Raw genomic sequence first — 20,861 nt, 5'->3', positions numbered from 1 at the left:
TGCGCGGCCGGTCCGGCGCCCGTCGCGCTCGGGGCGCGACGCTGACGGTTTGTGGCGAACTGCGGGCGAACGCGCCGCTCCCGTTGCGCGTGCCGGAGTGCGCTGCGTAAGCTGGCGTCATTCCGCCGGAGTACCGCTTGCATGCCACGCCACATTGCGATCGTCGAAGACGAACCCCTGATCCGCGCCAATTATTCCGAGGCGCTGACGCGGCTTGGCTACGAAGTGCGCGGCTACGGTTCGCGCAGCGAGGCCGAAGCCGCGTTCGCGCAGCGTCTGCCGGAACTGGTCATCATCGACGTCGGCCTCGGCGACGAACCGGAGGGCGGTTTCGAGCTCTGCCGCAGCTTGCGCGCGAAATCGCCGGCGCTGCCGATCCTGTTCCTGACCGCGCGCGATTCGGACTTCGACGTGATCTCGGGCCTGCGCTTGGGTGCCGACGACTACCTGGCCAAGGACATTTCCTTGCACCAGCTGGCCGCGCGCATCAACGCGCTGTTCCGCCGGATGGAGGCGCTGAAGAAGCCGGCCGCCGCCGACAGCGTCACCGCGCAAGGCCCGCTCAAGCTCGAAACCGAGCGCATGCGCGTGACCTGGAACGAGATCGACGTGCCGCTGACCGTGACCGAGTTCTGGATGGTGCACACCCTGGTGCGCTTCCCCGGCCACGTGAAGAGCCGCGACCAGCTGATGCGCGACGCGCAGGTCGTGGTCGACGACGCCACCATCACCTCGCACGTCAAACGCATCCGCAAGAAATTCCTCGCCATCGATCCGGCCTTCGACGCGATCGATACGGTGCACGGTGCCGGGTATCGGTGGAAAAGCTGAGATTGGGGATTTGGGATTGGGGATTGGTGAGAGCGGTGGTTTTGAATTGTTGATCTCCGTGCTCCGAGCGACCGACGCTTCAGGACTTCGCTCTTTCCCAATCCCGAATCCCCAATCCCCAATCCCCAATCCCGGCCCTTAAATGTCTCTGCGCTTCAAACTCCTCCTCGTAGCGCTGTCGACGCTGGCTCTGCCGTGGGCGGGCTGGCAGTTCGTCAAGCAGACCGAGGCCTTGTTGCGCCAGGGTCAGGAGCAGACCTTGCTGGCCTCGGCCGGCATGTTGGCCAAGGCCTTGGAGGCGCGTCGCGTCGAGCTGCCGGCGGCAGGGCCGGTGCTGTACGTGCAGCGCGCGGAAGAAGCGATCGTGGTCGACGGCTATGCCGACGATTGGTCGGCGCTGCGGCCGTATGCGCAGGCGCTGGGACCGCCGAACGACGCGCAGAAGCTGCAGGCGCTGTTGGCGCGGCGCGGCGGCGATCTCTACCTCTTGATCGAAGTGCGCGATGCGACGCGCGCGCGCGCCGACGCCAGCGATCCGCGCGTATCGATCAGCGATTACGTCGATCTGAGCCTGAGCCAAGCCGGCCAGACGCGCCGCTATCGGCTGGCCAGCGCCGCGCCGGGCAATTTTTCCGCACCCGCGCTCGACCGCGAAGCCGATGCGGCCGGCGGCGTGCTGCCGCCGACGCTCGGCGGCGCCTGGCAGGAAGACGGCTCGGGTTATCGCATCGAGCTCAAGCTGCCGCATGGGATTGCGCCGCAGCGCATCGGTCTGGTTGCGCACGATTCCGCCGTGGCCGACTCCGTTGCGCCCGAACCGCGTGCCTTGCTCGGTTACGACGAGGACGCCGCGCGCGCGCTGCAGCCGCTGGTGCCCGAGCACGCGCGCGCGCGCCTGGTCGCCGCCGACGGTTGGTTGCTCGCCGACGCCGGCCGCCTCGACGCGCCGCCGGCGGCGCGCGAAGAGGGCGCCACCGCGCTGGCCGGATGGATCTATCGCGGCCTGCTCGCGCCGCCTCTCGGCGGCTCGCCCGAGCTCACCGGCGATGCAGCACGGATCGAGGCGCCGGAAGTCTGGCAGGCCCTGTCCGGTGTGCCGGCGACCAGCTGGCGCAACGCCTACTCCGGCGTCGTCGTGCTGACCGCGACGGTGCCGCTCGGCAGCGGCAGCTGGCCGCGCGGTGCGCTGGTGCTGGAGCAGGCCAGTCGCGCGCTGCCCTTGTTGGCGAATCGCGCCCTGGTCGGACTCGCCGTCGCGACCTTGGCGGCATTGGCGATCGCCGGCCTGATCCTGCTCGTGTTCGGCGCCAGTCTGTCGTTTCGCATCCGCCGCTTACGCAATGCGGCCGAGCGCGCGGTACGGACGTCCGGACGTCTGGACGGAAAAGTTCTGGACGGCAAGATTCCGCTGGCCGATGCACCCGACGAACTCGGCGATCTCGCGCGCAGCTTCCGCAAGCTGCTCGACGAAGTCGGCGCCTACACCGATTACCTGCGCACGCTCGCCTCCAAGCTCTCGCACGAGCTGAACACGCCGCTGGCGATCGTGAAATCCTCGCTCGACAACCTCGAGCACCAAACGCTGCCGGCCGATGCGCGCGCGTACCTGTCGCGTGCGCGCGACGGCGCCGATCGTCTCGGCGCGATCGTGCGCGCGATGAGCGAAGCGAATCGCATCGAACGCGCGATCGCCGGTGCCGAAGCGGAGGACTTCGACCTACGCGCGTTGGTCGCCGGCTGCGCCGAGAGCTACCGCGCGTTGGCCGCGCCGCGCGAGCTGCGCTTGGAGCTGCCGCCGGCGCCGCTGTTGTTCCACGGCGCGCCCGACTTGATCGCGCAGGCGCTGGACAAGCTATTCGACAACGCCTGCTCGTTCGCGCCGCTCGACGGCTGGATCGCCTTGTCCTTGCGCGTGCACGAAGAGGTGCCGGAGATTCGCGTCGCCAACTCGGGCCCGCTGCTGCCGGCTTCGATGCAGGAGCGCCTGTTCGATTCGCTGGTGTCGGTGCGCGAACGCAGCGCGCGCGCCGGCGAGGCGCCGCATCTTGGCCTGGGTTTGTACGTGGTGCGCCTGGTCGCGGAATTGCATCGCGGCGTCGCCTCGGCCGGCAATCTCACTGCCGGTGATGGGGTAGCATTCGCGCTCGCGATGCCCGGCATGTCGCGGCGTCGCCTGGCTGAAGGGGAAGCCACGTGAGATTCGCAAAATACGTCGCCGCGGTTTTTGCCGCGGCGCTGGCCGGCAATGCGTCGGCCTTGCAGCCGGTGACCTCCGGCAGTGCGCTCGACTACATGCCTTCGGTGATCCGCGCGAGCGACGGCACCCGCATCGTCGTGTTCGAGCGTCTGACCGAAGTCGAGCCGGGCGCGTATTCGGGTGCGCTGTGGAGCACGCGTTCGAGCGACGGCGGCGCGACCTGGAGCACGGCGACCGCGGTGATCGCCGATGTCTACAACAATCGGCATCCGTCTTTGCTGCAACTCGGACCGACCAGTTACGTGCTGTTTTATCTGAAAGAGGACGACAGCGGCTTCCGCATCTGGCGCGCGACCAGCAGCAACGGAATCGCGTTCGCCGAGCAGGGCCGGCTCGATCTCGGCTGGCCCAACAGCGGCGAGGTCAATCCGCACGTGATCCGCCAGGCCGACGGGACCTTGACGATGAGTTACCAGCGCAGCGGCGGCGCCTATCTGGCCCAGTCCAGCGACGGCGGTGCGAGCTGGGATCAGCTGCGTACGCAGATCGTCCAGCGCGGCGTGTTGCCGCGCATCGCCTATCGCGAGAGCGACGGCTTGTATCTGGCCAGCTACCAGGTCAATCCGGGCAACAACGCGCTGCAGATGTTCGTCAAGACCAGCACCGACCTGCGCGACTGGAGCGGCGCGGCACAAGATTTCGCGCCGACCGGCAACAATCATGATTCTCTGCCGGTGGTCATGCCGGACGGCGCGTTCGCGCTGTTTTGGATTCGCGCCAACGGCAGTGCGTTCGACCTCGCCGTGCGGCGTTCGCTCGACGGCACGACCTGGGCCGATCCCATCGCGATCACCGACACGCCCGATCAGGACGATGTCGAGCCGCACCCGCTGGTCGGCGAATCGGCCAGCACGGTCGAGTTGTATTGGGGCCACGACGCGCCTGCCGGCAGCATGACCTACGACATCGTGCGCGAGGCGGCGGTGCCGATCGTGATCGACGATACGATTTTCGCGAACGGGTTCGACGGCGCCTGAGCTGAGCGCTGCAGGTGCGCGTTCGACGCGCCGTTTTCGACGGATGCCCGCTTCGCAGGCATGACCTCATGCTCCATTGACCGGAGCTTTCTCGGCGGCGGCCTATAATCGGCCGATGATCGAATTTCAGGGCGTCTACAAGGACTACGCGGGCAGCGCCGTGCGCGCGCTGCATCCGCTCGACCTGCGCATCGCTCGCGGCGAAGTGTTCGGCGTGATCGGGCGCTCCGGCGCCGGCAAGTCGACCCTGCTGCGCTCGATCAACCGCATCGAGCGGCCGAGCGGCGGCCGCGTCTTGATCGGCGACGTCGACGTCACCGCGCTCGACGAGGACGGCCTGCGCGGCCTGCGCCGGCGCATCGGCATGATCTTCCAGCACTTCAACCTGCTCGCCGCGAAGACGGTCGCGCAGAACGTCGCGTTTCCGCTGCGTCTGGCCGGCCGTTCGCGTGCGGAAATCGCGCGCCGCGTCGACGAACTGCTCGAGCGGGTCGGACTCGCCGCGCATGCGCACAACTATCCGGCGCAGTTGTCGGGCGGACAGAAGCAGCGCGTCGGCATCGCGCGTGCGCTGGCCTGCGCGCCGGACATCCTGCTCTGCGACGAAGCGACCAGCGCGCTCGATCCGGAAACGACCGCGTCGGTGCTGCAACTGCTCGGCGACCTCAATCGCGAACTCGGCCTGACCATCGTGCTGATCACCCACGAGATGGACGTGATCCGCCGCGTCTGCGATCGCGTCGCGGTGCTCGACGGCGGACACTTGGTCGAGAGCGGCAGCGTCGCCGACGTCTTCCTGCATCCGCAACACCCGACCACGCGGCGTTTCGTGCTCGAAGCCGAGCACGTCGACGATCGCGAGCGGCGCGCGGATCTCGCGCGTGCGCACGGCCGCGTCGTGCGTCTGACCTTCCGCGGCGATGCGACCTACGCGCCCTTACTCGGCCGCGTCGCGCGCACCAGCGGCGTCGACTACAGCATCCTCGCCGGCCGCATCGACCGCATCAAAGACACGCCGTACGGCCAGCTGACCATCGCCTTGAGCGGCGGCGACGTCGAGCAGGCGTTGCGCGCGTTCGCCGAAGCCGGCGTGCAGGTCGAGGAGACGCCGTGATGGAAGCCTGGTTTGCCAACGTCGACTGGGTCGAGATCGCGCAGGCCAGCCTCGACACCGGATTGATGCTCGGCGGCTCGCTGCTCGCCAGCGTGTTGCTCGGATTGCCACTCGGCGTTTTGCTGTTTTTGACCGCCAAGCGCCAGCTGCTCGAACAGCCGCTGGTCTACGCGCTCTTGTCCTTCGTCGTCAACGTGCTGCGCTCGGTGCCCTTCATCATTCTCTTGATCGTGATGATTCCGCTCACCGTGCTGATGGTCGGCACGTCGCTCGGCGTCGCCGGCGCGATTCCGCCCTTGGTGATCGGTACCGCGCCGTTCTTCGCGCGCCTGGTCGAGAACGCCTTGCGCGAAGTCGACCGCGGCGTGATCGAAGCGAGCCAGGCGATGGGCGCCAGCACACGCCAGATCGTATTCGGCGTGCTGTTGCCCGAGGCGATGCCCGGCCTGGTCGCCGGCGTGACCGTGACCGCGATCGCGCTGGTCTCCTACACCGCGATGGCCGGCGTAATCGGCGCCGGCGGCTTGGGCGATCTCGCCGTTCGCTTCGGTTACCAGCGCTTCCAGACCGACGTGATGGTCGTCACCGTCGTGCTCCTGCTGGTGCTGGTGCAGCTTTTGCAGATGCTCGGCGATTGGTGGGTCGCGCGCTTGCGCCGGCGCTGATATGAGCGTTCGGAATATCCATGCAGCCGACGCGCATGCCGCGGCGCGCGTGTGAGCGGCACAATGTGCGGTTCCATTGCGAGGAACACCGACATGAAACGTTTGCTGCTGTTGGCGGCGCTGGCGAGCTTTTCCGCCCAGGCCGCCGAGACCTTGACCGTCGCCGCGACGGCCGTGCCGCACGCCGAGATCCTCGAAGCGATCAAGCCCGCGCTCGCCGCCGACGGGATCGAGCTGAAGATCAAGGTGTTCACCGACTACGTGCAGCCGAACGTGCAGGTGGCGGAGAAGCGCATCGATGCGAACTACTTCCAGACCAAGCCGTACCTGGAGGAATTCAATCGCAATCGCGGCACGCACCTGGTCGCGATTGAAGACGTGCACATCGAGCCGCTCGGGCTGTACTCGCGCAAGATCAAGTCGCTGGCCGAACTCGCCGACGGCGCCAACCTGGCGCTGCCCAACGACGCCAGCAATACCGGCCGCGCGCTGTTGCTGTTGCAGAAGGCCGGGCTGATCACGCTGAAGGACCCGAGCAATGCGGTCTCGACCTTGAAGGACATCGCGACGAACCCGAAGAATCTGAAGTTCCGCGAACTCGAAGCGGCGACCTTGCCGCGCGTACTCAGCCAGGTCGACGCCGCGGTCATCAACACCAACTACGCACTCGACGCCAAGCTCGACCCCTCGCGCGACGCGCTCGCGATCGAGGACGCGAAGTCGCCGTACGTGAACGTGCTGGTCGCGCGCGACGACAACCGCGATTCGCCGGCGCTGAAGAAGCTCGCCGCGGCGTTGCAGAGCGCGGCGGTGAAGGAGTTCATCAAGACCAAGTACCACGGCGCGGTGGTACCGGCGTTCTGAGCGGGCGCTGTCGCCTCTCCCGCCGACGGAAGAGGCGACAGCACACAAGAGAGGGGTCGCCCGAGCGCATTCCCGCCGCTCCCTGCTATCGTCGCCGTCCGCGAACTGGCCCCCGACGGTTTCCCACGTGATCACGCAAGACGAATTCGACGCACTCGCCGCGCAAGGCTACAACCGCATCCCGATCGCGCGCGAGGTGCTGTCCGACCTGGACACGCCGCTGTCGGTCTATCTCAAGCTCGCCGATGGGCCGTACGCTTATCTGTTCGAATCGGTCGAGGGTGGTGAGAACTGGGGGCGCCAATCGATCATCGGTCTGCCGTGCCGGCGCGTGTATGCGCTGCGCGGACGCACGCTGACGGTGGAGGAGCTCGGCGAGGTGATCGAGACGCGCGAACTCGCCGATCCCTTGGCCGAGATCGACGCGATCCGCACCACCTTCAAGGTCGCCCCGGTTGACGGCCTGCCGGCGTTCACCGGCGGCCTGGTCGGTCATTTCGGTTTCGAAACGATCGGCTGGATCGAGCCGCGCCTCGACCGCAACGACAAACCCGATCTGCTCGGCACGCCGGACGCGCTCTTGATGCTGAGCGAAGAAGTCGCGGTATTCGACAATCTCAAAGGCCGCCTCTATCTCATCGTGCACGCCGACCCGGCGCAGCCGCAAGCCTATGCGCGGGCGCGCCGGCGTCTGGACGAACTCGCGTTCCGCCTGCGCCATTCCGGCTCCGGCTATCCCGACGTGCTCGATCCGAAGGCGCTGGCCGAAGCCGACTTCGAGTCGAGCTTCACGCGCGAGCAGTACGAGGCGATGGTGGAGCAGGCGAAGGAATACATCCGCGCCGGCGATATCTTTCAGGTAGTTCCGTCGCAACGCTTGTCGGTGCCGTTTCGGGCGCGGCCGGTCGACGTCTACCGCGCGCTGCGTGCGCTCAATCCCTCGCCGTACATGTACTTCATCGATCTCGGCGGCACCCAGATCGTCGGCTCGTCGCCGGAAATCCTGGTGCGCTTGAAAGAAGGCCGCGTGGTCGTGCGGCCGATCGCCGGCACACGTCCGCGCGGCAAGACGCCGGCGGAAGATCTCGCGCTCGAACAGGAACTCCTGGCCGACGCGAAAGAGCGCGCCGAACACTTGATGCTGATCGACCTCGGCCGCAACGACGTCGGCCGCGTCAGCAAGACCGGCACCGTCGCGCTGACCGAGAGCTTCGTGATCGAGCGCTACTCGCACGTGATGCACATCGTCAGCCAGGTCGAGGGCGAACTGCGCGACGGGCTCTCCTACATGGACGTGCTGAAGGCGACCTTCCCGGCCGGCACCGTCAGCGGTGCGCCGAAGATCCGCGCGATCGAGATCATCCAGGAACTCGAACCGCATCGGCGCAACATCTACGCCGGCGCGATCGGTTACGTCGGCTGGAACGGCGATGCCGACACCGCGATCGCGATCCGCACCGCCGTGATCCAGGACGGCCGCCTCTACGTGCAGGCCGGCGGCGGCGTCGTGTTCGACTCCGATCCGGGCAAGGAATGGGAAGAGACGATGAACAAGGGCCGCGCGCTGTTCCGCGCGGTGGCGCAGGCGGCCGGAGGGCTGTAGGCACCGGCGGCGACAGCGCAAGATTCGGAGGGCGAACACGCCGGCGAAGTCCGACCATGCTGCCGACCTTCACGTCGGGAGTTTTCTCATGTGCACGTTCGCCGCTTCGTCCGTCGCAAGCTCCGCCCCGCCTGCTCCCACCGATCGCGCGGCGGCGCCCGCGGTCCAACACGCGCCGGGAAGCCTGGTGCGCCTGCCGAACGGGCGCGAGTTGTGGGTCGAGCGCGAGGGAAACGGGCCGCCGCTGCTTCTACTCGCCGGTGGCCCGGCGGCGTCGCACGTCACCTTCCATCCGTTCATGCATCGGCTCGCCGATGCGTATGAAATCGTCTACGTTGACTACTTCGGCCGCGGCCGTTCGGGTCGTCCGGCGGCGTGGTCGGAAATCACCTTCGCGCGCGACGTCGAGGACATCGCGGCGCTGATCGAGGTGCTCGGCCTCGGTGCGGTGAATCTCTATGCCGCTTCTTACGGCGGCATGCTGGCGCAGCAACTCGTGCTCGATCATCCGGAGCGAGTGCGCGGACTGCTCCTGGTCAACACGCTACACAGTCCGCAGATGTGGCTGGAAAATCATCTCAACATCAACCGCGAGATCTCCAACCAGTTCCCCGAGGTGTGGGATGAAATCCTCGCCCTGCGCGAACAGGGCCTGCTCTCGTCCGATCCGCGCGTGCAGGACAAATTTCGCGCCGTCGCCAGCCTCGCTGCGCGCTTCCGCGATCCGCTCAATGCGGCCCAGGTGAGCAGCGAGCCGGGTGCGTTCAATCAAGAACTGTATGACGTCTTCACCGGCGGCGACATCGATTTCACGCTCGGTGGCGAAGTCGCGCGCCTGCCCGATTTTCGTCCGCGTTTGATCGAGATCGAATGCCCGCTGATGATCGTCGCCGGCCGCTACGACCGCGCCTTGCATCCGCGCCTGCAACAGGATTTCCGCACGGCGGCGCCGCAGGCCGAGTTCGTCATGCTCGAACGCAGCGGTACGGCGGCTCACGTCGAGCAGCCGGACGAGCTCGAGGCGCTGATCCGCCGGCACTTCCGGTGAGGTCGAACCGCCTCGTCGCGTTCGAGGCGGGGCGCGCTTGATCGACGCCCCGCGCTTGCGTCACGCTGTCCGCTTGCGCACCGCGATCCGCCCGCTCAAACGCTACGAGGCCCTCGCCGACGAGATCGAGGCGTCGATCCGTGCCGGCACGCTGCAGCCGGGCGACCGCTTGCCGTCGGTGCGGCAGACCGCGGCGAGCCGCGAGGTGAATCCATCGACCGTGTTCCAGGCCTATTACCGGCTGGAGGCGCGCGGTCTGGTGCGTGCGCATGCGCGTTCCGGCTACTACGTCGCCGCCGCGGCGCCGCTGGCGGAGCTGGAACACACCTCCGAGCCGGATACCGATTCGATCGCGGTCGACGTCGGCGAGCGCGTGTTCGCGATCCTGAAGGCGACCATGCGGCGCGACGTGGTGCCGCTCGGTTCGGCCTTCCCGAGTCCCTTGCTGTTTCCACTCCAGCGCCTCGCCAAGACCATGGCGGCGACCGTGCAGAAGCTCGATCCGCGAGCCGCCGTCGATCATCTGCAGCAGGGCAATCTCGCGCTGCGCCGGCAGATCGCGTTGCGCTATCTGGTCGACGGCTTGCAGGTCGAAGCCGACGATCTGGTCGTGACCAACGGTGCGATGGAGGCCTTGCATCTCAGTCTCGCCGCGGTGGCGCGGCCGGGCGACGCGGTGGTGGTCGAGTCGCCGACCTTCTACGCCGCGTTGCAGGCGCTGGAGCAGCGCGGACTGCGGGCGATCGAAGTGGCGACGCATCCGCGCGAAGGCATCGAGCTCGGCGCGCTGGCCGAGGTGCTCGAACGCCAGCGTCCGGCCGCGTGCTGGCTGATGACCAATTTCCAAAATCCACTCGGCAGCCTGATGCCGGAAGCGAAGAAGCGTGCGCTGGTCGCGCTGCTGGCGCAGCACGACACGCCCTTGATCGAGGACGACGTCTACGGCGAGCTGTATTTCGGTGCGCGCCGGCCGGCACCGGCGAAGGCCTACGATCGGCACGGGCTGGTGCTGCATTGCTCGTCGTTTTCCAAATGCCTGGCACCGGGCTATCGCATCGGTTGGGTCGCGCCGGGGCGCTATCTGCAGACGGTGGCGCGGCTGAAGCTGTCGACCACGCTGACCGCGTCCACTCCGGCCGAGGCAGCGATCGCGGCCTATCTCGAACAAGGCGGCTACGACCGCCATCTGCGCAAGCTGCGGCAGACGCTGGCGCGCCAGCGCGACGCGATGCTGGTCGCGGTGGCGCGCCATTTCCCCGCCGAGACGCGCACGACGCGGCCGGACGGCGGCTATTTTCTTTGGCTGGAATTGCCCAATGGTGCCGACGCGCTGGAACTGCATCGGCGTGCCCTGGCGCAGTCGATCAGCGTCGCGCCGGGGCCGATCTTCTCCTCGCGCGCCCGCTTCGAGCGCAACCTGCGCTTGAACTACGGCCATCCCTGGGACGAACACCTCGATGCGGCGCTGGCGACGTTGGGGCGGCTCGCCTCGTAGTAGCGCAAGGCTTCGGCGTTCGGGACTGCGACAATTCGCGCGCGCTGATCTGGTCGTTTCGACGCCAACTGATCGGTTCGCGTTTTCCGCCGCGGCTTATCGTGCAGGCGTGTTCAAAAGATAGGAGAAACCCCATGGCGGCCGGCAAGATTCTGATCGTCCTCGCGTTGGCGGCGATCCTCTACAACCTCGGCGCAGGGCTGTACTACATGATGGTCGACGACGGTTCCAGCGGTCGCACCGTCAACGCGCTGACCTGGCGCATCGGGCTCTCGGTAGGGCTGATCCTCGCGGTGATGCTCGGTATCGCGATGGGTTGGATTCAGCCGCACGGCCTTGCACGATAGGCGCTCGCGGCGAATCGGTATCGATCTATGCAACGACTGCTCGCTCTCGCCTTGTTCGCCTGCGCCACGACGGCTTTCGCCGACGAGCCCGGCGAGCGGCTGGCGGCCTGCGCCGCTTGTCACGGCAAGCACGGTGAGGGTGTGCGCGGCGCCGAGTATTACCCGCACCTGGCCGGCAAGCCGGCCGGCTATTTGTTCGAGCAGTTGCGCGGCTTTCGCGACGGCCGCCGCGTCAATGCGCAGATGACTTGGCTGGTGCAGTTCGCCGCCGACGCCTACCTGCGCGAGATCGCCGACTACTACGCCGCGCTGCCGGCGCGCGCGCACGCGGCCGACACCGGCGCGGAGCAGCTGACGCCGGAACGGCGCGAACGCGCCGAGCGGCTGGTGCGCGAAGGCGATCCGGCACGCGGCGTGCCCGCCTGCAGCGCCTGCCACGGCGCGAATCTGGCCGGACTCGAACCGGGCATCCCGGCCACCGTCGGCCTGCCGGCGGACTACATCGTGGCGCAGTTCGGCCACTGGCGTAACAGCGTGCGCCGCGCCACCGCGCCCGACTGCATGAGCGAGGTCGCCGGCGCGATCGCGCCGGAAGACATCCGGGCGATGGCCGTGTGGTTGTCGCAGCAGTCCAATCCGGAAGGCACACGGCCGGCGCCGGCCGGCGCGTTCACGCCGCCGAAAGCCTGCGGCGCGTTGAACGAGGGCGTCGCGCGATGACGCTGCGGCGCTTCTTCTTCGTGCTGACGCTGGTGCTGCTGCCGTTCGTGCTGGCGGCTGCCGCGATCCTCGGCGTTCTGTTCGCGCGGCAAGGCGGCTTCGAGCCGTATCGCATTCCGCACGGCGGCCGCAGCGTCGCCGCCGATGCCGCCACGCTGGCGCGCGGCGAATACCTCGCGCGTATTGGCAACTGCCAGGCCTGCCACACGACCCGCGGCGGTACGCCGTTCGCCGGCGGCCGCGCGTTCGCGACCGGCATCGGCACCGTCTACAGCAGCAATCTGACGCCCGATCGCGAGCACGGCATCGGCGATTGGTCGGCGGAAGAATTCGCCCATACGATGCGTCACGGCGTCGCGCGTCGCGGCGCGCTCTATCCGGTGTTTCCGTACGCGCATTTCGCGCAAGTGGCCGATGCCGACCTCAATGCGATCTATGCGTATCTGCGTGCGCAGCCGGCCAGCGACTTCGTACCGCCGCCGAACCGGCTCGAACCGCCGGCCGACGATCGGCGCGCGCTGATCGGCTGGCGCATGCTGTATTACCGGCCGCAGGCGACAGTCACGCCCGCCGCCGACGATCGCGGCCGCTACCTGATCGAAGGCCTCGGTCATTGCGCGATGTGCCACAGCGCGCGCGGCGAGCGCGGTTCGTTGCCGCCGGAAGGGCATCTCGCCGGCGGCGTCATTCCGGGCATCGGCTGGTATGCGCCGCCGTTGGACAGCGTGCAGTTGCAGCGCTACTCGATCGAGCAGTTGGCCGAGTACTTGCGCAGCGGCAGCTCGGCGCACGGCAGCGCGTACGGACCGATGGCCGAAGTCGTCTATGCGAGTTTGCGCTGGCTGACGCCGGACGACGCGCTCGCGATGGCGCGGCATCTGAAAGAGATTCCGCCGAGCCCGTTGCGTCCGCCGGTCGCGGCGACGAACGCGGTGGCGGTCGCGCCGGGCGGTAAAGGCGTGGAGGTGTACGAGCGCGCCTGCGCTGATTGCCACGGCAGCAACGGCGAAGGCAAGGACGGCCGCTATCCGCCGTTGCGCGACGCGGTCGCAGTGACCGCGCCCGATCCGATCAATGCGGTGCGCATGATTCTTTACGGCGGCGTGCCGGTAACCAGCGCGGGCAATCCGCGGCCGCATTCGATGCCGCCGTTCGTGCAGCAGCTCGACGCGGCCGAGATCGCCGCCGTGGTCAATCACATCCGGCGCCGCTGGGGCGGGCAGGATTCGCAGCTGACAGCGACGGATGTCGAGGCGATGCATGGGCTCGTGATCGACTAGACGACTTGGGATGTCGTTGCGAGATATTCCTCACCTGCGCCTGCGGCGCGACCTCTCCCGCGAGCGGGGAAGGTGAAAGCGCGTCTTCTGCCGCGAATGTTTTGGGTTGGGCATCGCATATGAACAGCTTCTTCGAAACCGGCCTCTCCTTCATCCTGTTCTTGCCGACCTTCGCGATCGTCGGCGCGCTCTATTGCGCTTATCCGCGCACGCCGCGCAGCGCCGCGCGCTGGTTGGCGGATATCGCGGTGCTCGCGCTCGCCGCCGCGCTCAGCATTCTCGCGATGCGTTGGGGTTTTCATGCCAGCGCCGGCAGCGGTGGACTGTTGTGGAAGCAGGTCGTCGCGACCTTGCTCGCCTACGGCGCCTTCCTCGCTGTGTTCTGTCTTGCGTTGCCGCTGCGCGCGCGTTGGCTGCGTCGCATGCGCTGAGCGAGCGGCGCGCCGCGTCGCGCGAAAACTGCGGGTTTTTCCTGTCGCCTCGATGTGCTAAACATCAAGTCCATCGCGGCTGCGGTGGTCGTCTTTCTCGCAGGAAACGCGCGTGTCGCACAACACTCCCCTCATCGCGACCCTGGTTTCCGCGTTCGTGTTGGCCTTCGTCGCCGGCATGCTCGCGCAGCGTCTGCGCTTGTCGCCGATCGTCGGCTACTTGCTCGCCGGCGTCGTGATCGGGCCGTTCACGCCGGGTATCGTCGCCGATCAGGCACTAGCGCCGGAATTGTCCGAGCTCGGCGTGATCCTCTTGATGTTCGGCGTCGGCCTGCATTTCTCACTTGGCGACTTGCTCGAAGTGAAGGCGATCGCGATTCCGGGCGCAATCGTGCAGATCGCGTTCGCCACCGGGCTCGGTCTGCTGCTCGCTTGGGGTCTGGGTTGGGGCTTCGGTGCCGGGCTCGTGTTCGGCCTCGCCTTGTCGGTCGCGAGCACGGTCGTACTGCTACGCGCGCTGGAGGAACGTCGTTTGCTCGAGACCCAGCGCGGCCGCATCGCGGTCGGCTGGCTGATCGTCGAAGACCTCGCGATGGTGCTGGCCCTGGTGCTGCTGCCGGCGCTGTCGGGGCTGCTCGGCGGTCGTGCGGAGGGCGACGGCGGCAACGTGCTGGTGACGCTGGCGTTCACGCTCGGCAAGGTCGCCGCGTTCGTCGCGATCATGCTGATCGTCGGCCGTCGCGTGATTCCGTGGCTGCTCGAACGCACCGCCGGCGTCGGTTCGCGCGAGCTGTTCACGCTGGCGGTGCTGGCGATCGCGCTCGGCGTCGCCTACGCCTCGGCGGTGCTGTTCGGCGTCTCGTTCGCGCTCGGCGCGTTCTTCGCCGGCATGGTGCTGAACGAGTCGAAGCTGAGCCACCAGGCCGCCAACGATTCGCTGCCGTTCCGCGATGCGTTCGCGGTGTTGTTCTTCGTCTCGGTCGGCATGCTGTTCGATCCGGGAATCCTGCTGCGCGAACCGTTGCCGGTGATCGGCGTGTTCCTGATCATCACGCTGGGCAAGTCGCTCGCGGCGCTGCTGATCGTGCGCGCGTTCGGCCGTCCGCTCGAAGTGGGGGTGACCATCGCGGTCAGCCTCGCGCAGATCGGTGAGTTCTCTTTCATCCTGGCCGGTCTCGGCGTCGAACTCGGTCTGCTGCCGAAAGATGGGCGCGATCTGATTCTGGCCGGCGCGATCCTCTCGATCTGCGCCAATCCGCTGCTGTTCGTCGCGCTCGATCGCTGGCAGGCGCGGCGCGACGCCGAGGCGGCCGCGAACGCGCCGGCGGTGGACGAGCCGGTGGGACCGCCGATGCCCGAAGGCGGGCACATCGTGCTGATCGGTTTCGGCCGCGTCGGCGCCCTGGTCGGCCGCGAGTTGCATGCGAGCGGCCATTCGCTGGCCTTGATCGAAACCCATCGCGACCATCTCGAGCAGGCGCGCGCGCTCGGCATCGCCGGCGTTTCCGGCAACGCGGCGGCGGAGGAGACGCTGACCGCGGTGAATATCGCGTCCGCGCGTGCGCTGCTGATCGCGATTCCCAACACGCTCGAGGCCGGCCAGATCATCAAACACGCACGCGAACAGAATCCGGCCTTGGCGGTGCTGGCGCGTGCGCATTCCGACGACCAGGTCGCTTACTTGCTGAGCTGCGGCGCCGACGCCGCGATCATGGGCGAGCGCGAGATCGCGCGCAGCATGTGCGAATCGGTCGGCGGCTTGGAACGCTACTTCGCGCGCGTCGATCGCGGCGGAGCCGCGGCGGACGCCGCCTAGCGTCACTTCGCGGCGACGATCACGGAGGCGTTGCGGCGGAGCCGCGCAGGCATTTCGCCGCGCTGTCGCGACGGTATCGTCACGCGGCGTGCGAACTCCGTTCCAGATACGCAAGACGTATCAATTCTTCGCTTTACAGACGGCGTTGACGCAACGCTTTGGGCATACCGTTGCCGAGAGCATCTCTCTGCACAAGCTAGCCGAGAGACGCACGGACAGGGGAAACGGCGACCAGCGTGCAACAGGCCGGCTTCGGTGCTCTTGCATCTGCGTTGCGTAAGTCATTGCGTTCCAGCGAAGGAGGGAATCGACATGTCGAACGACTCATCGCAATACCGTACTTGGACGTGTGCCGCGACGTTGCTGTTGACGTGCGCCGCATGGGCTTTGCCGGCCGCTGCGCACAGTGCCGATGCCGGCCGTATCGCCGATCTGGTCGGCGCCGCGCCTCGAGGCAGCGGCGGCGGCGAGCGCGCAGCGCCCGAATCGCGAGACGAGATATCCGATGCGCAGCGCCAGGAAATTTGGGAGAACATCCGGCGCAATGCCGGCACGCTGTCGTCGTCGTCGAAGAGCGACGTTCTGTCCGGCTCGATCGGCGTGACCTTCGCTTGGCCGATGCGCTCGAACGGGCTGAGTGATCCCGGCTATCACGCCATCTCCAATTTCGTCGACCAGGACAGTAGCGGCGGCACGCTCGATTACGACTGCGGCGCGCGCACCTACGACGGCCACAGTGGTACCGATTTCTATCTGTGGCCGTTCTCTTGGTACAAGATGGACAACAACCAGGTGCAAGTGGTGGCGGCCGCGCCGGGCACCATCGTCTATCGCTCCAACGGCAACTTCGACCGCAGCTGCTCGGTCAACAACAACACTTGGAACGCAGTCTACGTGCAACACAGCGACGGCTCGGTCGCGTGGTACGGGCACATGAAGAACGGCTCGCTCACCAGCAAGGGCGTCGGCGCCACCGTCGCGCTGGGCGAAGTGCTAGGCGTGGTCGGCAGTTCCGGCAGCTCGACCGAGCCGCACCTGCATTTCGAGGTCTACGACGCGAACGGCAACCTGATCGATCCTTACGCGGGTTCGTGCAACGGGCTCAATCTGCAGTCGGCCTGGATCTCGCAGCGGCCCTACTACGACTCGGCCATCAACAAGCTCATGACCGGCGGCGCGGCACCGTACTTCGGCACCTGCCCCAACCAGGAAAGCCCGAACGAGAAGACCGCGTTTCGCTACGGCGAAACGATCTACTTCAGTGCCTACTACCGCGACCAGCTCAGCAGCCAGCAGAGCCAATACCGCATCCTGCGGCCGAACGGAACGGTGCATACCTCGTGGACGCACAACGGCTCCGCGGCGCATTACCCCTCCTCGTGGTGGTATTGGTATTGGACCAACTTTGCGCCGACCGGCCCCGCCGGCACCTGGAAGTTCGAAGTGACCTACAACGGCCAGACCTACAGCAAGAACTTCACCCTGTCGCCGTAAGGCGTGCCGGCCGGCGCCGCTCTCGTGGCAGAACGTCTGTCGTGGCGAAAAAACCGGAGAGGAAAGGCCCCGAGTGCTCGGGGCCTTTCCATGAGCCAGATACAGAAACCGACAAGAACGAGGACCTGTCGATTGCCGTCGCTGAAGGACGGTCGCAGTGAACGCGAAAATGGCTCGGCCGGAGCGTGCGCGCGCGCAAGACGGTTTTCCGGAATAGAACGATTCGCTGAAATTGTTCAGTTCGCATCGAAAACGACTTTCAATTTCCAATCAATCCACTGCGAAATTTGAAAGACGGATTATCGAAGCCACTTTTACGATGCGCCATTCTCGATTGTCTTCATCGTCATGGAAAACCTTGCGATGCGCTGTTCGCGCGCGACCCGTTTCTGGGCTCGGCGGGTATGAGTGCGAGGTTCAGCAGTGCGATCGGCCGCGAGCGTATCTTGCAGGCCGCCATCCATTTGTTTGCGATCAAGGGCTATGTCGGCGCCTCGATGCGCGCGATTGCGCAACGAGCGCATGTGTCGGTGCCGTTGATCGCCCATCATTTCGGCTCCAAGTCGGGCCTGCGCGATGCGGTCGACAACCGTATCCAGCTCGCATTCGCACAGGCGGCGAAAGAAGCGGACCGGAGCGCCGTGTCCCCGCGCGACGGCATCGCGCTACGCCTGTTCGCCGTGCTGATCGGCGAGCTCATGGCTTCTCAAGCGGATGTGCGCACGTATCTGCGGCGTATGATCGTGGTGGACGGCAGCGACAACGGAAAATCTCTGCTGGAAGCGCTGCTCAAACTCGCCCGCGGTCTGAGCAAAGGGGCGCTGCCGAAGCCGGGAGAGCCGCGTTGGATCGATCAATCCATGCAATTTCTGCTGTTCGCACTCGGGCCGACCCTGCTCGGTCCCGCGCTGCAGTCGTGCGCGCCGGAAGGTTGCGAAATGCCTTTGACGGTACGCCTGCCCATGTGCATAAAAGCGCCCTCGAATCGGCTGAACTTCTATTCGCGCCGGCCGATCGCGCGCCGGCGCGCGATCGTCGAGGGTTGAATCTCGGGCGGCGCGATCACCGATCGCGCCGGTCAGTGCCGGATGGCCGCTTCGCGAGCCGGAGTCGAGGAAACTGAGTTTCCCCATCGTTCACTCAACATCGCCGCGATACATCATGCCGCTCGAATCGATCGTGCCGTTCGATGCCACGCCCTCCTGGACCGCGCTGGAGCGCCGTTGCTTGATGGAGTGGCGTGGTGCGCTGCTGTTCCAAGGCTTCTACGCGCCGACAGCGATGGATCTGCGCTCGAAGAACACGCACGAGGTCGTCCTGATCATGCGGCAGGGCGTGGTTCGCGAGCACGAGGGCGAAATCGACGGCCGCGGTTTCCGCTTCGGCGCGACGCGGCGCGGCCAGATCGCCGTATTTCCGCAGGCGGTGCGAATGGACTTTCGGGTCGTCACCGCGTCCATCCACAACTGCGAACTGTACTTCCCGCCGCGCTTCGCCACCGAGCAACTCGGCTTTCCCGACGAGCGGCCGCTCGTGCTGGCGTTCGCCAGAACCGAACCGTTTCTCTGCCCCCTGATCGACCAGCTCGTCGCACTGAGCAACCGCGACGACGACCTCGCGCTCATGCAGAAAGACACGCTGTTCCACGCGCTCGCCGTGCATCTGTTCGCCCAATCCCGCGAGGGGGTGGAGGGATGCACGCCGCCGCTCTCACAAGAGCTCACGGTGTTGCGTGCGCAGAAGCTGCGGCAGCATATCGACGAGCATCTGCATCTGCGGCTGAGCTGTGACCAATTGGCGAAGCTGGCCGATTGCGATCGGCGCGATTTTTCCTCGGCGTTCCGTCGCACGTTCGGCAGCACGCCGGCGCAGTACGTGCTCGATCGCCGCCTCGATCGCGCCGTGCGACTGATTACAAATACGGCCGTCGATTTCAGCGAGATTGCCTACCGCGTCGGATTCTCCAGTCACAGCCACCTGACGACGGCGCTGAGGTTGCGCCGCGGCGTCACCCCATCGCAGCTTCGCGGACGATCCTCGCTTCCGCTCGTCTCCCGATAAGGGGCGCCAGCTGCGGAAGTAGTGCGAGCAGCCGGCGGTCGGTCGCTGCGAAAATAGTGGGGCGGACGATACGACTCGATGCCGGCCCTACACGATCGGACCGTGGCGTCTGCCGGATTTCGCGTTCAGCCCAACCCCGAGCATGAAACGGTCGCACTCGGCTCCGTGCTTGCCCGGCGGCCGTGCTCATCCTAGGCTTGTGCTTTCTTGCGTCTCCGCGCGCTACGGCTTGGGTCAACACGGCCTTCGGCGCCGGTTGGACGGCGGGCGCGGGCGCGAATTGCGTTTCATCGTATACATTGGACGCTGGCTGCTTCGGCGAGTGGATGGTTACATGCTGCTGATGATCGACAACTACGACAGCTTCACCTGGAACCTCGTGCAGTACTTCGGCGAGCTGGGTGAAGAGGTGCGCGTGGTCCGCAACGATGCGCTGACGCTCGAGGCGGTGCGCAAGCTCGGCGCGAGCGCGATCGTGATCTCGCCCGGGCCGGGCACGCCGGACGAAGCCGGTATCTCGCTCGAAATCATCGATTGTCTCGGCGGCAGCGTGCCGGTGTTCGGCGTTTGTCTGGGCCACCAGGCGATCGGACAAGTGTTCGGCGGCAAGGTGGTGCGTGCGCGCGAGATCATGCATGGCAAGACCTCGCCGATTCATCACGACGGCAAGGGGGTGTTCCGCGGTCTGCCCAATCCGTTCGAGGCGACGCGTTATCACTCGCTGGTGGTGGAAAAGTCTTCGCTGCCCGATTGCCTGCACGTGTCGGCCTGGACGCTCGCCGCGGACGGCTCGATCGACGAGATCATGGGTCTGCGCCACAAGACCGCGCCGATCGAGGGCGTGCAGTTCCATCCCGAATCGATCCTGACCCAGCACGGCCACGATCTGTTGCGCAACTTTCTTGCGCAGGTTTTGCCGAAGGCCGCGTGAGAGGCGTTCGTGGGCACGCTCGTATGACCCTCCGCGCGCTCACACTGCTGCCGCTCGCCGCGGCGCTGGGCGCTTGCGCCGCGCCGACCAAGCGTGAGGCCGGCTTCGAGCTAGTCGGCGAGTCGTCGCTGTTTCTGCCGGGCGTGGTTTCGTCGCCGTACTCGGAGGTTCGCGCTGCTCTGAGTCCCGACGGCAAAACCGTGCTGTGGGGGAGTACCAATCGCCCCGGCGGCGCCGGCGGCTGGGACATCTGGATGAGCCGCCGCGAGGGGGAACGCTGGAGCGCTCCGACCGCGGTCGGATTCGACAGCGCGGCGAACGAATTCGATCCGGCCTTCAGCGCTGATGGCCGCACGGTGTTCTTCTTCTCCAATCGCCCCGGCGGCTACGGCGGCGACGACATCTGGCAGGTCGCGTTCGATCCCGCCGCGGCGACCTTCGGCGAACCAAGCAACCTCGGTGCCGGCGTGAATTCCGCCGGCGACGAATGGGCGCCATCGCCGTCGCCGGACGGCAAGACTTTGTTGTTCGCCACCAACGGGCGCGGCGGCGCGGGTCGCCACGATCTCTTCGTCAGCGCCTGGCGCGACGGCCGCTGGCAGGCGGCGGCGCCGCTCGCCGGCGAGGTCAACGGCCCGGGCGACGACTTCGATGCCGCCTGGCTCGACGGCGGAAACGTGCTGGTGTTCGCGCGCTCCGACGACGTCGAGCAGGCGCCGATCGCGCTGTGGTCGGCCGTGCGCGAGGGTGATCGTTACGTCCATGCGCGGCGCCTCGACGCGCGCGTCAACGTCGACGGCGGCTGGATCCTCGGCCCGTCGGCGGATCCGAGCCAGGCCCGGGTTCTTCTCTTCTCCGGTGAGCGCGCCGGCGGGCAGGGACGTGCCGACATCCATCTGATTCACTATCGTGTGCGCTGACGCCACT

The 20,861-nt window shown here is 66.9% G+C and carries 19 protein-coding genes; all 19 read left to right on the top strand.

The annotated features are described in order from the left end of the window. The first annotated feature begins 141 nt into the window (after positions 1-141). The 19 genes from pdsR to AC3QL3_RS19350 all read left to right on the top strand — a co-directional run bounded on the left by pdsR (position 142) and on the right by AC3QL3_RS19350 (position 20,854). Entirely contained in the window at positions 142-831 is a 690-nt protein-coding gene (gene pdsR, locus AC3QL3_RS19440) for a proteobacterial dedicated sortase system response regulator (RefSeq protein ID WP_492895766.1), read from the top strand. 142 nt (positions 832-973) lie between these two features. Next, complete coding sequence (locus AC3QL3_RS19435; protein ID WP_492895765.1) at positions 974-3,028, top strand: ATP-binding protein; 2,055 nt, start codon at positions 974-976, stop codon at positions 3,026-3,028. Continuing rightward, positions 3,025-4,065 (top strand): sialidase family protein, encoded by a 1,041-nt coding sequence (locus tag AC3QL3_RS19430; RefSeq protein ID WP_492895764.1) that lies wholly within the window; start codon positions 3,025-3,027, stop codon positions 4,063-4,065. Before AC3QL3_RS19435 ends, AC3QL3_RS19430 begins: the two co-directional genes overlap by 4 nt. 115 nt (positions 4,066-4,180) lie before the next feature. Next, positions 4,181-5,179, top strand: coding sequence for a methionine ABC transporter ATP-binding protein (locus tag AC3QL3_RS19425; protein WP_492895763.1), 999 nt, complete (start codon positions 4,181-4,183; stop codon positions 5,177-5,179). Next, entirely contained in the window at positions 5,179-5,844 is a 666-nt protein-coding gene (locus AC3QL3_RS19420) for a methionine ABC transporter permease (RefSeq protein ID WP_492895762.1), read from the top strand. The genes AC3QL3_RS19425 and AC3QL3_RS19420 overlap by 1 nt, the downstream gene beginning before the upstream one ends. Before the next feature lie 93 nt (positions 5,845-5,937). Beyond that, on the top strand, positions 5,938-6,708 hold the full coding sequence (locus tag AC3QL3_RS19415; RefSeq protein WP_492895761.1) for a MetQ/NlpA family ABC transporter substrate-binding protein: 771 nt from the start codon (positions 5,938-5,940) through the stop codon (positions 6,706-6,708). Positions 6,709-6,835: 127 nt separating this feature from the next. After that, positions 6,836-8,311, top strand: coding sequence for an anthranilate synthase component I (trpE, locus tag AC3QL3_RS19410; RefSeq protein ID WP_492895760.1), 1,476 nt, complete (start codon positions 6,836-6,838; stop codon positions 8,309-8,311). Positions 8,312-8,498: 187 nt separating this feature from the next. Then, a complete protein-coding gene (locus tag AC3QL3_RS19405; protein WP_492895759.1) occupies positions 8,499-9,359 on the top strand; it encodes an alpha/beta fold hydrolase in 861 nt (286 codons plus the stop codon). A 37-nt stretch (positions 9,360-9,396) separates the two neighbouring features. Next, entirely contained in the window at positions 9,397-10,854 is a 1,458-nt protein-coding gene (locus tag AC3QL3_RS19400) for an aminotransferase-like domain-containing protein (protein WP_492895758.1), read from the top strand. 134 nt (positions 10,855-10,988) lie between these two features. Beyond that, complete coding sequence (locus AC3QL3_RS19395; protein WP_492895757.1) at positions 10,989-11,201, top strand: twin transmembrane helix small protein; 213 nt, start codon at positions 10,989-10,991, stop codon at positions 11,199-11,201. Between the two features lie 27 nt (positions 11,202-11,228). Then, positions 11,229-11,921, top strand: a complete 693-nt coding sequence (locus AC3QL3_RS19390) for a c-type cytochrome (RefSeq protein ID WP_492895756.1) — start codon at positions 11,229-11,231, stop codon at positions 11,919-11,921. Continuing rightward, a complete protein-coding gene (locus tag AC3QL3_RS19385; protein WP_492895755.1) occupies positions 11,918-13,201 on the top strand; it encodes a c-type cytochrome in 1,284 nt (427 codons plus the stop codon). The genes AC3QL3_RS19390 and AC3QL3_RS19385 overlap by 4 nt, the downstream gene beginning before the upstream one ends. Positions 13,202-13,320: 119 nt before the next feature. Continuing rightward, complete coding sequence (locus AC3QL3_RS19380) at positions 13,321-13,632, top strand: hypothetical protein (protein WP_492895754.1); 312 nt, start codon at positions 13,321-13,323, stop codon at positions 13,630-13,632. Between the two features lie 112 nt (positions 13,633-13,744). Next, positions 13,745-15,448 carry a YbaL family putative K(+) efflux transporter gene (gene ybaL / locus AC3QL3_RS19375; protein WP_492895753.1) on the top strand — a complete coding sequence of 568 codons (1,704 nt, stop codon included), beginning with the start codon at positions 13,745-13,747 and terminating at the stop codon, positions 15,446-15,448. A gap of 312 nt (positions 15,449-15,760) precedes the next feature. Further along, positions 15,761-16,942 carry a M23 family metallopeptidase gene (locus tag AC3QL3_RS19370; RefSeq protein WP_492895752.1) on the top strand — a complete coding sequence of 394 codons (1,182 nt, stop codon included), beginning with the start codon at positions 15,761-15,763 and terminating at the stop codon, positions 16,940-16,942. Positions 16,943-17,388: 446 nt separating this feature from the next. Continuing rightward, positions 17,389-17,988, top strand: coding sequence for a TetR/AcrR family transcriptional regulator (locus tag AC3QL3_RS19365; RefSeq protein WP_492895751.1), 600 nt, complete (start codon positions 17,389-17,391; stop codon positions 17,986-17,988). A 115-nt stretch (positions 17,989-18,103) separates the two neighbouring features. Next, entirely contained in the window at positions 18,104-19,003 is a 900-nt protein-coding gene (locus tag AC3QL3_RS19360) for a helix-turn-helix domain-containing protein (RefSeq protein ID WP_492895750.1), read from the top strand. A 334-nt stretch (positions 19,004-19,337) separates the two neighbouring features. Continuing rightward, on the top strand, positions 19,338-19,934 hold the full coding sequence (locus tag AC3QL3_RS19355; protein ID WP_492895749.1) for an anthranilate synthase component II: 597 nt from the start codon (positions 19,338-19,340) through the stop codon (positions 19,932-19,934). A 23-nt stretch (positions 19,935-19,957) separates the two neighbouring features. Beyond that, a complete protein-coding gene (locus AC3QL3_RS19350; RefSeq protein WP_492895748.1) occupies positions 19,958-20,854 on the top strand; it encodes a TolB family protein in 897 nt (298 codons plus the stop codon). Positions 20,855-20,861: the final 7 nt, after the last annotated feature.

The sequence above is a fragment of the Dokdonella sp. GW821-FHT11D02 genome (genome assembly GCF_058808595.1).
Note: the sequence above shows the minus strand (reverse complement) of the source record. Positions and strands in the feature narration are given on the sequence as shown.

What these genes read in the sequence shown, in the direction of transcription:
- pdsR (WP_492895766.1), top strand. Translation starts at nt 142, where the DNA reads ATGCCACGCCACATTGCGATCGTCGAAGACGAACCCCTGATCCGCGCC.
- AC3QL3_RS19435 (WP_492895765.1), top strand. Translation starts at nt 974, where the DNA reads ATGTCTCTGCGCTTCAAACTCCTCCTCGTAGCGCTGTCGACGCTGGCT.
- AC3QL3_RS19425 (WP_492895763.1), top strand. Translation starts at nt 4,181, where the DNA reads ATGATCGAATTTCAGGGCGTCTACAAGGACTACGCGGGCAGCGCCGTG.
- AC3QL3_RS19420 (WP_492895762.1), top strand. Translation starts at nt 5,179, where the DNA reads ATGGAAGCCTGGTTTGCCAACGTCGACTGGGTCGAGATCGCGCAGGCC.
- AC3QL3_RS19415 (WP_492895761.1), top strand. Translation starts at nt 5,938, where the DNA reads ATGAAACGTTTGCTGCTGTTGGCGGCGCTGGCGAGCTTTTCCGCCCAG.
- AC3QL3_RS19395 (WP_492895757.1), top strand. Translation starts at nt 10,989, where the DNA reads ATGGCGGCCGGCAAGATTCTGATCGTCCTCGCGTTGGCGGCGATCCTC.
- AC3QL3_RS19390 (WP_492895756.1), top strand. Translation starts at nt 11,229, where the DNA reads ATGCAACGACTGCTCGCTCTCGCCTTGTTCGCCTGCGCCACGACGGCT.
- AC3QL3_RS19385 (WP_492895755.1), top strand. Translation starts at nt 11,918, where the DNA reads ATGACGCTGCGGCGCTTCTTCTTCGTGCTGACGCTGGTGCTGCTGCCG.
- AC3QL3_RS19380 (WP_492895754.1), top strand. Translation starts at nt 13,321, where the DNA reads ATGAACAGCTTCTTCGAAACCGGCCTCTCCTTCATCCTGTTCTTGCCG.
- AC3QL3_RS19370 (WP_492895752.1), top strand. Translation starts at nt 15,761, where the DNA reads ATGTCGAACGACTCATCGCAATACCGTACTTGGACGTGTGCCGCGACG.
- AC3QL3_RS19360 (WP_492895750.1), top strand. Translation starts at nt 18,104, where the DNA reads ATGCCGCTCGAATCGATCGTGCCGTTCGATGCCACGCCCTCCTGGACC.
- AC3QL3_RS19355 (WP_492895749.1), top strand. Translation starts at nt 19,338, where the DNA reads ATGCTGCTGATGATCGACAACTACGACAGCTTCACCTGGAACCTCGTG.
- AC3QL3_RS19350 (WP_492895748.1), top strand. Translation starts at nt 19,958, where the DNA reads ATGACCCTCCGCGCGCTCACACTGCTGCCGCTCGCCGCGGCGCTGGGC.